Here is a 14,169-nt window from a genome sequence, read left to right as displayed (position 1 = left end):
ATCTCCTTCGGCGGATCGATGAAAGATAGGGTTCACTCTGCCAGATTTCACACTTCCTTTCGACAGGCATGCTGCGATGATTCCGCCAATTCGCGAGCAATTCCAGGAAGTGTGAAGCGGTTTCCGTCCGGACTGCGTAAAGCAAATCGAAATTGGCAGGGGTATTTGACCATGAACAACATCGTTATCGTCGGCGCCGGCAAGATCGGCTCGACCATCGCCGGAATGCTCGCCGCGACCGGCGACTACCGCGTCACCCTCGTCGACCGCTCGGCGGCGCAGCTTGCCGCGGCCGAAGTGCCCGCCGGCGTCGAGGCGCTCGAACTCGACATCGCCGCAGCCGGGGCGCTGGAAGCCGCGCTCGCCGGCAAGTTCGCGGTGCTGAGCGCCGCCCCCTTCCATCTCACCACGCGCATCGCCGAAGCGGCGGCAAGTGTGGGCGTGCATTATCTCGACCTCACAGAGGACGTCGTCTCGACCCGCCGCGTCAAGGAGCTGGCGCGTTCGGGCAAGGGCGCCTTCATCCCGCAATGCGGGCTGGCGCCGGGCTTCATCTCGATCGTCGCCAATGATCTGGCCAGCCGCTTCGACACGCTCGAAAGCGTACGCATGCGCGTCGGCGCCCTGCCGCAATACCCGTCCAATGCGCTGAACTACAATCTGACCTGGAGCACCGACGGCGTCATCAACGAATATTGCGAGCCCTGCGAGGCGATCGTCGAGGGCGAGCTGATCGAAGTGCCGCCGCTGGAGGAGCGCGAGGAATTCTCGCTCGACGGCGTCACCTATGAGGCGTTCAACACTTCGGGCGGGCTCGGCACCTTGGCCGAGACGCTGAAGGGCAAGGTGCGCACGCTGAACTACCGCACCATCCGCTATCCCGGCCACGCCGCCATCATGAAGGCGCTGCTCAACGACCTTGGCCTGCGCCACCGCCGCGACGTGCTGAAGGACATTTTTGAAAGCGCGCTGCCGGCGACGCTGCAGGACGTCGTCATCGTCTTCGTCACCGTCTCCGGCCGCCGCAACGGCCGCCTGCTGCAGGAAACCTACGCCAACAAGATCTACTCGCAGCGCGTCGGCAACCAGGTACGCAGCGCCATCCAGATCACCACGGCGTCAGGCATCTGCGCCGTTCTCGACATGCTGGCCGACGGCAGCCTGCCGGCGACCGGCTTCGTCAAGCAGGAAGACATCGCGCTGGATGCCTTTCTGGCCAATCGTTTCGGGCGGGCCTATGCGCAACATGAGATGGTGAGCCGGCTCGCGAGCTGAGGAGCCGCTCCTCTTCCTTCTCCCCTTGTGGGAGAAGGTGGATCGGCGCGCAGCGCCGAGACGGATGAGGGGTGCTCCAGGGAGCCTCGCTCCGCTGGAACACCCCTCCTTCGTCGCCTTCGGCGACACCGCCCCGGGCGAGCCACTTGTCTCGGCCCCGGGCGAGCCACTTGTCTCGCCCCGTCCTTCGGACCCCACAAGGGGAGAAGGAAGAAGCGCTCCCTCTAAATATGCAGCGCGTGCCCCAGCGCCTTCAGCGCCGCTTCCTGGAACCCCTCGCCTTGCGTCGGATGCGCATGGATGGTGCCGGCGATGTCCTCCAGCCGCGCCCCCATCTCAAGTGCCAGGCCGAACGCCGCAGCCAGTTCCGACACGCCCTGCCCGACCGCCTGGATACCGAGCACCAGATGGTTGTCGGCCCGCCCCACGACGCGGACGAAACCATCCTCGCCGAGCTTCGTCATCGCCCGTCCGTTGGCGGCAAACGGGAACAACCCGATCTTGATCTCGCCCTGAGCCTTGGCCTCCTCCGGCGAGAGCCCAACCGTCACCAGCTCCGGATCGGTGAAGCAGACGGCGGGGATTGCGCGCTTGTCCCAGTTGCGCTTGTGACCGGCGACGATCTCGGCGACCATTTCGCCTTGCGCCATCGCCCGATGCGCCAGCATCGGCTCGCCGGTGACGTCGCCGATGGCGAAGATGCCGCGCATCGAGCTGCGGCACTGGTCGTCGATCCTGATGAATTTACCTGTCCTATCGAGGTCGATCTGGTCCAGGCCCCAGCCTTCGGTCACCGGCTTGCGGCCGACCGTCACCAGGATCCTGTCGGCGGAAACCTTGGCATTCTTGCCGTCCGCCGTCTCGACCAGCAGCGCGTCGCCCTTGCCCGCCTGTCCCTGGGTCGACAGCCCCTTGGCCTTGGCCCCGGTCATGACTTCGATGCCAAGCGCCGCAAGCCGCTTCACGACAGGCCGCGTCAGCTCGGCGTCATATTGCGCAAGCACGCGCGGCAAGGCTTCGACCACGGTCACTTCGGCGCCCATCTTGGCGAAGGCCATGCCGAGCTCCAGCCCGATATAGCCGCCACCGACCACCGCAAGCTTCTTGGGCACCGCACTCAAAGCCAGCGCTTCCGTGGACGATATCACTGGCCCGCCAAAGGGAAGGAACGGCAGTTCCACCGGCGCCGAGCCGGTGGCGATGACGATCGTCTCGGCCCGGATCACCTGGCTTCCCGTCTCGGTCTCGACCTCGACGGTCTTGCCGTCGCGGAACGTCGCCCAGCCATGCACGGTCTTGACGCCGGCCTTCTTTAGCAGGCCGGCGACGCCGCTGTTGAGCCGGCTGACGATGCCGTCCTTCCAGGCGACGGTTTTGCCAAGGTCGAGCACGGGCGCCGATACCGAGATGCCGAGCGGGCTCTTGCCGCCGGCCATGTGGGCGACCTTCTCGAACTCCTCCGCCGCATGGATCAGCGCCTTGGACGGAATGCAGCCGACATTGAGGCAGGTGCCGCCGGGCTTACCGGCCTCGACGATGACCGTGTCGACGCCGAGCTGGCCGGCACGGATGGCGCAGACATAACCGCCCGGACCGGCGCCGATGACGAGCAGCTTGCAGGAGATTTCTTTCATGACGACTGCATCCCCTCAATCCACAAAGATCAGCGCCGGCGTTTCCAGCAGCGCCTTGATGCGCTGCACGAACACCGCCGCGACCCAGCCGTCGATCACCCGGTGGTCGAAGCTGGACGACAGGTTCATCATCTTGCGCGGGATGAACTGCGTGCCGTCCCACACCGGCCGCATCATCATCTTGTTGACGCCGATGATCGCCACTTCCGGATGGTTGATGACCGGCGTCGTCGCAATGCCGCCCATGGCGCCGAGCGAGGTGATGGTGATGGTCGAGCCGGACAGCTCGTCACGCGTCGCCGTGCCGGACTTCGCCGCCTCGGCCAGCCTGTTGACCTCGGCGCCGCAATCCCAGATGTCGCGCGCCTCGGCGTGTTTGACGACAGGCACCACCAGCCCGGACGGCGTCTGCGCGGCGATGCCGATATGGATGCCGCCATGCTGGTGGATGATGCCGGCCTCGTCGTCGAACAGCGAATTGAGCTGGGGCTGGTCGGCGATCGCCTTGACCATCGCCCGCATCAGGAACGGCAGCAATGTCAGCTTCGGCCTGTCCACCCGCTTCTCCTTGTTGAGCGCGGCGCGCAAGTCCTCGAGTGCAGTGACGTCGATCTCCTCGACATAGGTGATGTGCGGGATGCGCGATTTGGACAGGCTCATCTTCTCGGCGATCTTGCGCCGCAAGCCCACCACCTTGATGTCCTCGACGGCATCGTTGCGCGCCAGGCCCGATGCCTTGGCGACCTGCGGCCCGCGCGCCAGGAACGCCTCGATATCCTCATGGCCGATGCGCCCAGCCGGGCCGCTTCCCGTGACTTGCCTGAGATCGATGCCAGCCTCCTTCGCGCGCAGCCGCACGGCGGGCGACGCCAACGGCTTTTCACCCTCCGGGCGCGGCCCGCCGGGGACGGACCTCTGCTCGGAGCTTTTCGCAACGGCCGGAGCGGGTTTCGCCTCCAGGGCGCCGGCCTTTGGCGGGGTCTTCGCGACCGGCGCGGCGGTCTCCGGCTTCGGCGTCGGCAGCTTGGCCGGCGGCTCGGCGGCCACCGCCTCGGCCTTGGCATCGCCCTGCGGCTTTACATTGCCCTCGCCCGCCACTTTCAGCCGCACGATGGGCGAGCCGATCGCCACCGTGTCGCCGATCTCGGCGCCCAGCCACAGGATCTCGCCATCGACGGGGGAAGGGATCTCGACCGTCGCCTTGTCGGTCATGACGGCGGCAAGCACGGTGTCCTCGCGCACCATGTCGCCGACCTTGACGTGCCATTCGACAAGCTCGGCCTCGGCAACGCCTTCGCCGACGTCGGGAAGCTTGATGATGTGTTCGCCCATGTCAGGCCTCCCCCACTCTAGGCTTCCAATGTTTCGATCAGCGCGCGGCCGACCCGGGCGGGACCGGGGAAATAATCCCATTCCTGCGCGTGCGGATAGGGCGTGTCCCAGCCGGCGACCCGCGCCACCGGCGCCTCCAGATGGTAGAAGCAGTTTTCCTGCACCAGCGCCGACAGCTCGGCGCCGAAGCCGGAGGTCAGCGTCGCCTCATGCACGATGACGCAGCGCCCGGTCTTCTTGACCGAGGCGACGATGGCATCGAGGTCGAGCGGCAAAAGCGTTCTCAGATCGATGATCTCGGCGTCGATGCCGGTCTCCTCGGCCGCGGCCTGCGCGACATAGACCATGGTGCCGTAGGCGAGCACGGTGACATCAGAGCCGGCCCGGCGGATCGCCGCCTTGCCGAGCGGCACGGTGTAGTGACCGTCGGCGACCTCGCCGAGCTGATGCTTCGACCAGGGCGTCACCGGCCGGTCGTGATGGCCGTCGAAGGGGCCGTTGTAGAGCCGCTTCGGCTCGAGGAAAATCACCGGATCGGGATCCTCGATCGCCGCGATCAGCAGCCCCTTGGCGTCATGCGGGTTGGACGGCACGACAGTCTTCAGCCCGGACACATGGGTGAACAAGGCTTCCGGGGACTGGCTGTGCGTCTGGCCGCCAAAAATGCCGCCGCCGGTCGGCATGCGAACCACGATCGGGCAGGTGAAATCGCCGTTTGAACGGTAGCGCAGCCGTGCCGCTTCCTGGGTTAGTTGGTCGTAGGCCGGATACATGTAGTCGGCAAACTGAATTTCCACGCAGGGCTTCAGCCCGTAGGCGGCCATGCCGATGGCCGAGCCGACAATGCCGGATTCGTTGATCGGCGCGTCGAAGCAGCGGCTCTTGCCGTATTTGGCCTGCAGGCCCTGCGTGCAGCGGAAGACGCCGCCGAAGAAGCCGACATCCTCGCCGAACACGACGACCTTGTCGTCGCGCCCCATCGACACATCCATGGCGTCGCGAATGGCCTCGATCATGGTCCGTCTCGGCATGGCTCAGACTCCCGCCTGCTGGCGCTGGCGCCGCAGATGCGGCGGCATCTCGGCATAGAGGCCCTCGAACATGTCGCGCGTCGACGGCTTGCCGCCGGCATGCAGCGTGCCGTGGCTTTCCGCCTCCTTCTGCGCCGCGATCACCGTGTCGAGGATTTCGGCCTCGGCCTGCGCGTGGCGTTCGTCCGACCAGGCGCCGAGCCCGATCAGATGGTTCTTCAGCCGCACGATCGGATCGCCGAGCGGCCAGGCGTCGGATTCGGTCTTCGGCCGGTAGGCCGACGGATCGTCCGAACTGGAATGGGCGCCGGCGCGGTAGGTGACATATTCGACCAGCGTCGGCCCGAGATTCTTCCGCGCCCGCTCGGCCGCCCATTTGGCCACCGCATGGACGGCGAGATAGTCGTTGCCGTCGACACGCAGCGACGGGATGCCGAAACCGAGGCCCCGGGCCGCGAAGGTGCCGGAGCCGCCGCGCGCTATGCCTTGAAAAGTCGAGATCGCCCACTGGTTGTTGACGACATTGAGCACGACCGGCGCCTTGTAGGTGGAGGCGAACACCAGCGCCGAGTGAAAATCGGATTCCGCCGTCGAGCCGTCGCCGATCCATCCCGCCGCGATCTTCGAATCGTTCGAGATCGCCGAAGCCATCGCCCAGCCGACCGCCTGGATGTACTGCGTCGCCAGATTGCCGGAGATCGAGAAGAAGCCGTGCTCTTTCGACGAATACATGATCGGCAGCTGCCGGCCCTTCAGCGGGTCGGCCTCGTTGGAATAGATCTGGTTCATCATCGTGACCATCGGATAGCCGTCGGCGATGAGCAGGCCGGCCTGCCGATAGGTCGGAAAATTCATGTCGCCCGGCTCGAGCGCCTTGCGGAAGGCGCAGCTCACCGCCTCTTCGCCGAGATGCTGCATGTAGAAGGAGGTCTTGCCCTGGCGCTGCGCCATCTGCATGCGGGCATCGAAGGTCCGGAGCGTCATCATATGGCGAAGGCCTTCCAGCAGCTCTTCATTGGACAGCAGCCCGGCCCACGGGCCGACGGCTTCGCCATCGCGGTTCAGCACGCGGATGATCGAAAAGGCCATGTCGCGGATGGTGCGCGGATCGACATCGATGTCGGGGCGCGGCACCGAGCCGGCCGCGGCGATGGTCACGTTGGAGAAATCAGGCGTGCCGCCCGGCCGCACTTCCGGCTCCGGCACGTGGAAACGCAACATCCCAGCATCGGCCATGACCTTCGTCCTCCAATGTTGCCTGGCGCCGATATTTGCACATCCGCGCGTCCAGTGCGAATTCGCCGAAGGTCATCGGACCGGCCGCGCCGGCCGATCCAGCCTCCCCGGCGCCAAGATGAAGATATGTCCGCGAAATTTCTTGTCGATGTTTCACGGCGGCGCGCAATTTGGCGCAAGCTTGGGCAGGGTTTGTCGGAAGATAAGGCGATTGGGCGGCGGACCATGGCGCGGTCTTCCTTCTCCCCTTGTGGGAGAAGGTGGATCGGCGCGCAGCGCCGAGACGGATGAGGGGTGTTCCATCGGAGTGCGGCGTTAGCGTTCCCTGGAACACCCCTCATCCGTCGCCTTCGGCGACACCTTCTCCCACAAGGGGAGAAGGAAAAGAGCGTCGGTGCCGATCGCCATTCACCCCAACCCCACATCATGCTAACCACCCACCATGGCACAGAAGAAAGCTTTCGAGGTCGATTCCTGGCTCGCGCGGCCTGACGCGCGCATCTCCATCGTCCTGCTCTACGGCCCCGATCGCGGCCTCGTCTCCGAGCGTGCTAAAGCCTTTGCCGAAAAGACCGGCCTGCCGCTCGACGATCCCTTTTCCGTGGTCCGGCTCGAGGGCTCGGAGGTCGATCGCGACGAGGGCCGGCTGCTGGACGAGGCCCGCACCGTGCCGATGTTTTCCGACCGCCGGCTGCTCTGGGTGCGCAATGCCACCGGCCAGAAGGCGCTGGCCGAGGACGTCAAGGCGCTGACGTCGGAGCCCGCGCGCGATGCCATCATCCTGATCGAGGCCGGCGACCTCAAGAAGGGCGTCGGCTTGCGCGCCGTGGTCGAGGGCGCCGACAACGCCATGGCGCTGCCTTGCTACGCCGACGAGGCCCGCGACATCGACACGGTCATCGACGACGAATTGCGCAAGGCCGGCATGTCGATGACGCTGGAAGCCAGACAAGCGCTGCGCCGCAATCTCGGCGGCGACAGGCTCGCTTCGCGCGGCGAGATCGAAAAGCTCATCCTCTACGCCCATGGCCAGAAGGAGATCGGCCTGGACGATGTCAGGGCGATGTCGGGCGACGTGTCCGGCGCCTCGTTCGACGATGCCGTCGACGCGCTGCTCGAAGGCAAGATCGGCGACTTCGACACCGCCTTCACCCGCCACTGCCAGTCCGGCGGCCCGCCCTTCCTGGTGTTGTCCTCGGCGATGCGCCAGCTGCAGCAGATTCAGATCATGCGCGGCCAGATGGACTCGGCCGGGCGCAATGCCGCATCGGTCGTCGCCGGCGCCCGCCCGCCGGTTTTCTTTTCGCGGCGCAAGCTGGTGGAGAAAGCGCTGGAGCGCTGGAGCAGCGATGCGCTGAGCCGCGCACTGACCCGGCTGCAGACTGCCGTGCTGCAGACCCGCAAACGGCCCGATCTGTCGGAAGCGCTGGCGCGCCAAGCGCTGCTCGGCATTGCGGTGGAAAGCGCCAGGCTGGGGCAGCGTTAGGCGAGCGATCCTCCCGTACTATGCGGCCAACAGCTACTCGCCGGACCAATTGATTGGGGCGTAATGTCCGTTTTGGCCGGAATTGTCCCAGCTCATGCCATGGTCGCTGAACGTACTGCTTTGCGCCCCCATCGCCATGCCGAGCCAGTCGGGATTGACAGGATGGCCGGTGGCCGCCCACATCTGCCCGTCCTCGCGCATTGTCGGCAGCGGCTCGACCGCCAGCTGCATGACGCCGGCAATCGCCACCGACCGTTTCTTGCCGTCTATGCGGTAGTCTATCGGGACCTTCTTGGCGCCGAGGTTCGTGCCGATCATGGGTGCCAACACCGCCATGGGGCCGCCCGCGGCGCCAGTGAAGATGGCACCCAGCGCCTCTGTCTGCCTGTCATCGGCCCGTTCGTCGATATAGGCCGCGGCCGTCCAATTGCCGTCTGCCATCGGACCCGGCGTGTGAGCAACCAGTGCCACACTGAGCCCATCCAATCGAACGTCGCCGTAATTGCCCGTATCGACATGAAAGACCAGGCCGACGTCGCAAACGCCTTTCGTCGGCCTCGATGTCAGCTGCGCCTTGGTGGACAGCAGGCAAGGACACACGACATCGCAGCTGCAATTTTCGAAGTAGCTTCCGGACAATTGCCAACGGACTGCCATTTGCACCTCCCATGCGTCAGGCGCGTCGGCATATTCTTTTGGCGAGGCGGTGCCATTTCACGACGACTGCAGGAATGGCAAATGGCCCTCGCCGCGACCGGCACGCCAGGGCAATTAATTTAAGCCAGGTCTAATATAAGTTACGCCGTTGCCGGGCACTGTCAAGCAGAGTGCTAGGTAGTGTCTCAGTTTGAAATTTAGGGCTTAGGCCGCAAGGCGATTGCGGCAGGAACCTTCGACCCGGCGATAACCCAATTTGCAGTGTCTAGGCAGACCCACTTGATCAGATCGATCGCCTCTTGATGTTTTCGCATTGGCCCTTTGTCGAAAATCGAGCGATGGTGAGCAATTCGATTGCGCCAGCGTCTAACAATTTCGATTTGTGAATGTAGATCCTCATAAGTCGCGCCCTTGGGGGCATTGGGGAAGGCCTTGTGAACTCCCTTTGACCACAGGAACCGCTCAAAGCGCTTGGTCGTTAAATGCTCCCAGAATCCAAAAGTTAGCGACGCGACGATATGGTGCGACGTAAGCTTTTCGCCATGATCTTGCCATTCTTGGGCAACGGTGTCGTCAAGCTCCCGCCTGAAGCGATCTTCAAGAATGTTCCTAAACGTTGAGTTTTCGAACCACTTTTCGTCGCCCCGCGCCAACAACGCTTGGTGTAGCGCGTTTCTGCATACAATTTCGGAGAAATGCAGCGACAAATAGAACGATTCTGAGATCGCGCAGTTCCAAAGGTAATATTGGAAAGCGACGGTCTTGTCCTTTCCGGCGGCTGGCATATATCTCTGGAGGCGCACGGAGTGAAGCGCCGTCTCTATGAGTGGGAACTGTTTTTCGTCCGGTGCGTTTGTTAGTTGCATCTTAACGCCCAGCGAAATAAGATGCGTATGTGAGCTGCGGATAGGTTGTGGAAACACCCCTACCGTGGACAAGATCAGAAGGCGGACCCTTGCGAGAGGGTGCCGCCTTCACTCTTTCCGGCTTCAAATGGATCATTCCCCCGCCTGCTTTTTGTAAGGCCCGCGCTTGCCTGGTTTGGGCGCAATTGCATCCATCCTCTCGCAAATATCATCCATTGACCAGAGCGTTTGCGAAAGTCCAGCGGCCATTGCCGGGGACATTTTCAAAGTCTTGTGAATGCGAATGAAGTTGTACCAGACCGTGTACAGAGCGACCATGTGAACATGGTTTTCGAACTTCTTTGAGAACGCATTGGTGAGGCGCGTAAAGCGGCGCATCTGCATGCGCATGGTGAGGTTCTGGCGTTCAACGTGCGACGTGCTGACGTGCGCCAGATCGGGCGAACCTTCAATCCGCGTCTTGGTTGCGCCAGTGCACACGGCGGGGCTGTAGCGGCGTTCCTGTGGCACTGCCTTGCCTTCCGGCTCGCCGTACTGCTTCACAAGCATGGCATAGTCGATATCCGCTCCAAAGGCTTCCTCGACAGCATTCAGATAGGCGCGATGGCCATCCGTCGTAAGCTGGACGCGATTGGCAAGACGGTCCTTCACGTCGTCCATGAAGGCCAGCGCATATTCGCCATCGCGACCGCCGACGAGCCAGGAAATGATAAGCTTGCTGTCGCTGTCCAAGGCGGTCCAGGTCCACACGTCGCCAGCGCCGTCAACCGGCTGCTTCATGGCCGAAACGTTTTTCGCCTTCGCGCCGACGAACGACCAGATTTCATCGCACTGGACACGCTTGGAAGCGACGTTGCGGACTTCGCGGTCGTGCAGATCGGCGCAGAACTTGCCGGCATCCACAAGCAGCTTGGAAACCGTGTTGATCGACACGTCGGCAACGCGCGAGATCGAGCGCATCGAAGAACCCTCGCAAAGCATGGTGAGGATTTGGACGCGGGTTTTGAGGGGCAGCTTGTTCATGCCCCTAATATCTGAACTTTTATGCTTAGTGTCAAGCATAAAAGGTCACTTAATGATGCGAAGGAAACTCGATGTCGTTCCGGTTTCGCCGACAATTTCTGGTCGATACATGGATTGGAATTCTTCCACGGTCAGATGCAGAAGGTTGGCGAGATCAGTGACGGAGTAACCCAGTTTCTTGATGTGGAACGTTACCATTCGGCGAAGCAAGGTGGGCACTTCCTTGGGCGGCTCATTCGGCTCTCGTTTTCGATATCCAAGGCGCCCCATTTCCATCCAAAACGACTTTCGTTGGTATGGGGTAATGAGATTGAGGCGGTCGGCCCTCACGGCGAGCGCCGCCATGGAAACCTTCCAATAGCCTTTCATGTTCATCAGCTGGCGAAGGTCAAACCGTCGCAACTGCGGTCGCACCTCCGACGCCGGCAACAGGAAGGCGCCGGCAAACGCGTCGGCCTCATCTTCCATTTCCTCGTCGCTTTTGACGGCTACCGTATGAAGCAACATGTGGCCCAACTCGTGAGCCAGGGTATGCCTCATACGATCTGCCGGCGCGTTCACATTCACAAAGAACAGCACCGGCAAACCATCGATGCGCTGGCTCATGGCGTCGATAAGATCGGATCCAAAATCGCACGGCACAACCACACCGCCCAAATCCTCAATCAACTCGACCATGTTCGGGATCGGGCCGGTTGGGACCATCCATTGCTCGCGCATATGACGAGCGATTTCCTCGATCGAGAATGGCGCACGAGATTTACCGATGTATTCGTCGCGATCAATTTCCGGGATGAACCCGTTTGTCTTGTGCTCATAAGAGCGCAAGAATTTGACGATGTGCATTCGACGAATATTCATCTCTGCCACAATGCGCGCCAGCGCCTTCGCCGACAGCTTCTTTCGCTTGCGGTAGTGGAACGGAGGCATTCCATATGGTCTGCCGCTTTCAAAGAAAAAGTCTGGCTGATAGCGCAGTATGCTCGCGACTTCCTCAACGAACGCGGAAGGCGGGTCTGACAACCCGCCCTCGTATTTCGAAACAGTGCCTTGTCCTACCCCAAGCAAGTCGGCCAATTCGGATTGGGTTAAGCCTCGCGAATCCCTCGCGAGCATCATCATGTGATGATTGAAGTGTCCCATGGCTGTACTCAAAAGGTGTGTTAGGCAGCGAAACGCGGCTGTTTGGTCACGTCAATCCAAATCGGCTTGCCGACTTCGCGATCTTCCTGCGCAACAATGGCTGCGCACCAGGCAATCGAACGGCCTTCCGGCCGCGCGACTTGAGAGCGCACGAACTGAGTCCCTGTGCGGTCCAGATGATAACCGATCGTCAGGCGGACGGGCGGCATAGGCAAATTTGGAAGTTCCTTGCCGGCATCAAAGGCCTTGGCTTGCTTGGTAGGATAACGCCTCGAAGCGCCATTTTCATCCATCTTCTTAAGCCGGATGACAACATTCGGCTCATCGAGGAGCCAAACCTTAAGGCCCCGAATCTCAAGAGGGCGCACGCGTGGTTTCCCGTCGAAACGGCGATCAGCGGCGGCTACCATGTGGGCATATGTGCAAGCGGCTTGCGCCCTTACATCCAATTCCAAGAGGTCGGCTGGATTGTAGGCCCGATATCGGTCATGGGCCTCTCGCGCGATTTGGTCAAAATCATCAAGGAAGCTGTCCATTGCTTCCATGATTTCAGAAATCGAGCGTTTCGGCATGTTCGGCCCCCGGTTTTAATCCGAGTCAGACCTTACTCGCGTCACGACAAAAATCAAGAAAAATATTCCTGAAATTATTCGGAACGAGGTCCCCACCGCTTTTCCGCTGCCTTCTTAGCGATCTCGGCGCGCCGCTCTGGCGTCATGTTCTCGGCGCGCTTCTTGCCACCCTTGGCACCCAGCGCCTTGGCGGCAGGGTCTTTGCCGTCGTCAATCACGTCGTCGGCTTCCTCGCCGGTGGCAATGCGCATGACGCGTACGGCGTTACCGATCACGTCGGCGGGGCGCTTCTGTCCTTTAGGTCCGGTCGGCATTCACTCGCCTTTCGCTCTTGGGTAGGAGAATCCCGCGAACTGAGTTCGCTCTTGCCACTCGGGAAGGCCACCGGCTCTGATGCGCTCTACAGTGCTGCGTTGGCGATAGATTGTCTTTGCCGGCCATTGGTCACGTTCCATGGCGCGCAATTGTTCGCGCGCTATCCATAACGCCTCACGCCAACTCTCTTCGGGTGTCCGTTGCAAGCTTCAAAATCCCATGCTTTCCGGTAAGCATATAGGAGTTCGGCGCGTGGCGCGACAGGCGAGCGGCAGCGGATCGTAGCCGGTCAAATTTCAAACTGAGACACTACCGAGTGCTAGACTGGAGCTGCGGTCGGCGATTGGCCGATCTCCCCCCGCGTGGGGGAGATGGCTGGCAAGCCAGAGGGGGGCGCTGGCCCGCAGACCTCTCGATCGATCGTGATGCGAGTTCTCGGCCAGCCGCAGATGACAGAGGCAGCGCTCTACGGCGCCCCCCTCTGCCCTACCGGGCATCTCCCCCAAGAGGGGAGATTGATCGCTTCGGCGATTTTGCCAATCACGCCGCAAACAGAAAGGGCTGACCAAACGGCCAGCCCTCTTTTTCTCTGCGTTTAGTCAAGCTTTCGCTTAATACAATTCGCCGGCTAACTACCGTTCCTGCTTCAATCTCCGGCACAGCTCATCCAGCTGCTCCAGCGAGCGATAGGACACCCGCAGCTCGCCGCCCTTGCCCTTGTGATCGATGGCCACGATCATGCCGAGCGTGTCGGTCATCAGCTTTTCCAGTGCCAGCGTGTCGGTATCCTTTTCCTGCGCGGCTTGCGGCTGCTTCGGTTTGGCCGGCGTGGGGCCGGCCGGCATCTGCGCCAGCGCTTCGGCTTGGCGCACGGAAAGCCCTTCCTCGACGATGCGCTTGGCAAGGCCGGCCGGATCCTCCGCCGTCACCAGCGTACGGGCATGGCCGGCCGACAGCGCGCCGTCGACCAGCATGTCGCGGATCACATCCGGCAGCTTCAGCAGCCTAAGCGTGTTGGCGACATGGCTGCGGCTCTTGCCGATGACATTGCCGAGATCGGCCTGGGTGTAGCCGTGCTCGTCGATCAGCTGCTGGTAGCCCAGCGCTTCCTCGACGGCGTTGAGGTCGGTGCGCTGAACGTTCTCGATGATCGCCAGCTCGAGCGCGGTGCGGTCGTTGACCTCGCGGATGATGACCGGGATCTCGGTCAGCCCGGCGCGCTGCGCCGCCCGCCAGCGCCGCTCGCCGGCGATGATCTCGTAGCGGCCCGCCTGCGTCGGCGACGGCCGCGCCACCACCGGCTGCACCACGCCATGTTCGCGGATCGACTGGGCGAGATCGGTCAGTTCGGCGTCGCCAAAATGCCGGCGCGGGTTCTTCGGGTTGGGGCTCACGAACTCGATCGGCACCTTGCCGTCGGCGCTCATGCCGGGCTTTTCCGGCGCCGCCGGGCGATCGATCTCGCCGATCAGTGCCGCCAGGCCACGGCCCAGTCTTTTCCTCGAAAGGTCTTCGCTCATGTCAATTCCAGGTCTATCTTGGATAATCGTCTTTGGATCGTTTCGGTATCGAATCGGCTGTTAATTCTGCATCCGATCC

The 14,169-nt window shown here is 62.5% G+C and carries 13 protein-coding genes; 2 read left to right on the top strand and 11 right to left on the bottom strand.

The annotated features are described in order from the left end of the window. Positions 1 to 171: 171 nt before the first annotated feature. Complete coding sequence (locus D3242_RS07550) at positions 172 to 1,275, top strand: saccharopine dehydrogenase family protein (protein WP_064981573.1); 1,104 nt, start codon at positions 172 to 174, stop codon at positions 1,273 to 1,275. Between the two features lie 224 nt (positions 1,276 to 1,499). Here D3242_RS07550 and lpdA read toward each other — a convergent pair whose 3' ends face one another. The 4 genes from lpdA to D3242_RS07525 are packed head-to-tail and all read right to left on the bottom strand — an operon-like array spanning position 1,500 to position 6,508. Continuing rightward, the gene (lpdA, locus tag D3242_RS07540) at positions 1,500 to 2,909 is read right to left on the bottom strand and encodes a dihydrolipoyl dehydrogenase (RefSeq protein ID WP_064981576.1); all 1,410 of its coding nucleotides are present in this window, start codon (positions 2,907 to 2,909) and stop codon (positions 1,500 to 1,502) included. A gap of 15 nt (positions 2,910 to 2,924) precedes the next feature. Next, complete coding sequence (locus tag D3242_RS07535; RefSeq protein ID WP_064981578.1) at positions 2,925 to 4,241, bottom strand: dihydrolipoamide acetyltransferase family protein; 1,317 nt, start codon at positions 4,239 to 4,241, stop codon at positions 2,925 to 2,927. Between the two features lie 17 nt (positions 4,242 to 4,258). Beyond that, positions 4,259 to 5,272 carry an alpha-ketoacid dehydrogenase subunit beta gene (locus D3242_RS07530; RefSeq protein WP_064981580.1) on the bottom strand — a complete coding sequence of 338 codons (1,014 nt, stop codon included), beginning with the start codon at positions 5,270 to 5,272 and terminating at the stop codon, positions 4,259 to 4,261. 3 nt (positions 5,273 to 5,275) lie between these two features. After that, entirely contained in the window at positions 5,276 to 6,508 is a 1,233-nt protein-coding gene (locus D3242_RS07525) for a 3-methyl-2-oxobutanoate dehydrogenase (2-methylpropanoyl-transferring) subunit alpha (RefSeq protein WP_064981583.1), read from the bottom strand. A 442-nt stretch (positions 6,509 to 6,950) separates the two neighbouring features. Between D3242_RS07525 and holA the strand changes: the two genes are divergently transcribed. Further along, on the top strand, positions 6,951 to 7,994 hold the full coding sequence (gene holA, locus D3242_RS07520; RefSeq protein ID WP_019862168.1) for a DNA polymerase III subunit delta: 1,044 nt from the start codon (positions 6,951 to 6,953) through the stop codon (positions 7,992 to 7,994). 33 nt (positions 7,995 to 8,027) lie between these two features. Here holA and D3242_RS07515 read toward each other — a convergent pair whose 3' ends face one another. From D3242_RS07515 to D3242_RS07485, 7 genes are all read right to left on the bottom strand, one after another. Then, entirely contained in the window at positions 8,028 to 8,651 is a 624-nt protein-coding gene (locus tag D3242_RS07515) for a DUF1326 domain-containing protein (RefSeq protein WP_027047564.1), read from the bottom strand. A 197-nt stretch (positions 8,652 to 8,848) separates the two neighbouring features. After that, on the bottom strand, positions 8,849 to 9,517 hold the full coding sequence (locus tag D3242_RS07510) for an Abi family protein (RefSeq protein ID WP_064981587.1): 669 nt from the start codon (positions 9,515 to 9,517) through the stop codon (positions 8,849 to 8,851). A 132-nt stretch (positions 9,518 to 9,649) separates the two neighbouring features. Then, a complete protein-coding gene (locus D3242_RS07505; protein ID WP_064981589.1) occupies positions 9,650 to 10,540 on the bottom strand; it encodes a DDE-type integrase/transposase/recombinase in 891 nt (296 codons plus the stop codon). A 45-nt stretch (positions 10,541 to 10,585) separates the two neighbouring features. Beyond that, positions 10,586 to 11,683, bottom strand: a complete 1,098-nt coding sequence (locus tag D3242_RS07500; RefSeq protein WP_081295903.1) for a helix-turn-helix domain-containing protein — start codon at positions 11,681 to 11,683, stop codon at positions 10,586 to 10,588. A 20-nt stretch (positions 11,684 to 11,703) separates the two neighbouring features. Then, positions 11,704 to 12,255, bottom strand: coding sequence for a hypothetical protein (locus D3242_RS07495; protein WP_120145492.1), 552 nt, complete (start codon positions 12,253 to 12,255; stop codon positions 11,704 to 11,706). 74 nt (positions 12,256 to 12,329) lie between these two features. Beyond that, a complete protein-coding gene (locus D3242_RS07490; RefSeq protein ID WP_064981593.1) occupies positions 12,330 to 12,569 on the bottom strand; it encodes an RNA-binding protein in 240 nt (79 codons plus the stop codon). 633 nt (positions 12,570 to 13,202) lie between these two features. Beyond that, positions 13,203 to 14,090: a ParB/RepB/Spo0J family partition protein gene (locus tag D3242_RS07485; RefSeq protein ID WP_038650778.1), complete on the bottom strand. Its 888-nt coding sequence runs from the start codon at positions 14,088 to 14,090 to the stop codon at positions 13,203 to 13,205. Between the last annotated feature and the right edge of the window lie 79 nt (positions 14,091 to 14,169).

The sequence above is a fragment of the Mesorhizobium jarvisii genome (assembly GCF_003601985.1).
In the GTDB taxonomy this organism is placed as follows: Bacteria; Pseudomonadota; Alphaproteobacteria; order Rhizobiales; family Rhizobiaceae; genus Mesorhizobium; species Mesorhizobium jarvisii.
Note: the sequence above shows the minus strand (reverse complement) of the source record. Positions and strands in the feature narration are given on the sequence as shown.

Coding starts and splice junctions, on each gene's coding strand:
- D3242_RS07500 (WP_081295903.1), bottom strand. CDS start 11,683: ATGGGACACTTCAATCATCACATGATGATGCTCGCGAGGGATTCGCGA.
- D3242_RS07505 (WP_064981589.1), bottom strand. CDS start 10,540: ATGAACAAGCTGCCCCTCAAAACCCGCGTCCAAATCCTCACCATGCTT.
- D3242_RS07515 (WP_027047564.1), bottom strand. CDS start 8,651: ATGGCAGTCCGTTGGCAATTGTCCGGAAGCTACTTCGAAAATTGCAGC.
- D3242_RS07490 (WP_064981593.1), bottom strand. CDS start 12,569: ATGCCGACCGGACCTAAAGGACAGAAGCGCCCCGCCGACGTGATCGGT.
- lpdA (WP_064981576.1), bottom strand. CDS start 2,909: ATGAAAGAAATCTCCTGCAAGCTGCTCGTCATCGGCGCCGGTCCGGGC.
- D3242_RS07495 (WP_120145492.1), bottom strand. CDS start 12,255: ATGCCGAAACGCTCGATTTCTGAAATCATGGAAGCAATGGACAGCTTC.
- D3242_RS07550 (WP_064981573.1), top strand. CDS start 172: ATGAACAACATCGTTATCGTCGGCGCCGGCAAGATCGGCTCGACCATC.
- D3242_RS07535 (WP_064981578.1), bottom strand. CDS start 4,241: ATGGGCGAACACATCATCAAGCTTCCCGACGTCGGCGAAGGCGTTGCC.
- D3242_RS07525 (WP_064981583.1), bottom strand. CDS start 6,508: ATGGCCGATGCTGGGATGTTGCGTTTCCACGTGCCGGAGCCGGAAGTG.
- D3242_RS07485 (WP_038650778.1), bottom strand. CDS start 14,090: ATGAGCGAAGACCTTTCGAGGAAAAGACTGGGCCGTGGCCTGGCGGCA.
- D3242_RS07510 (WP_064981587.1), bottom strand. CDS start 9,517: ATGCAACTAACAAACGCACCGGACGAAAAACAGTTCCCACTCATAGAG.
- holA (WP_019862168.1), top strand. CDS start 6,951: ATGGCACAGAAGAAAGCTTTCGAGGTCGATTCCTGGCTCGCGCGGCCT.
- D3242_RS07530 (WP_064981580.1), bottom strand. CDS start 5,272: ATGCCGAGACGGACCATGATCGAGGCCATTCGCGACGCCATGGATGTG.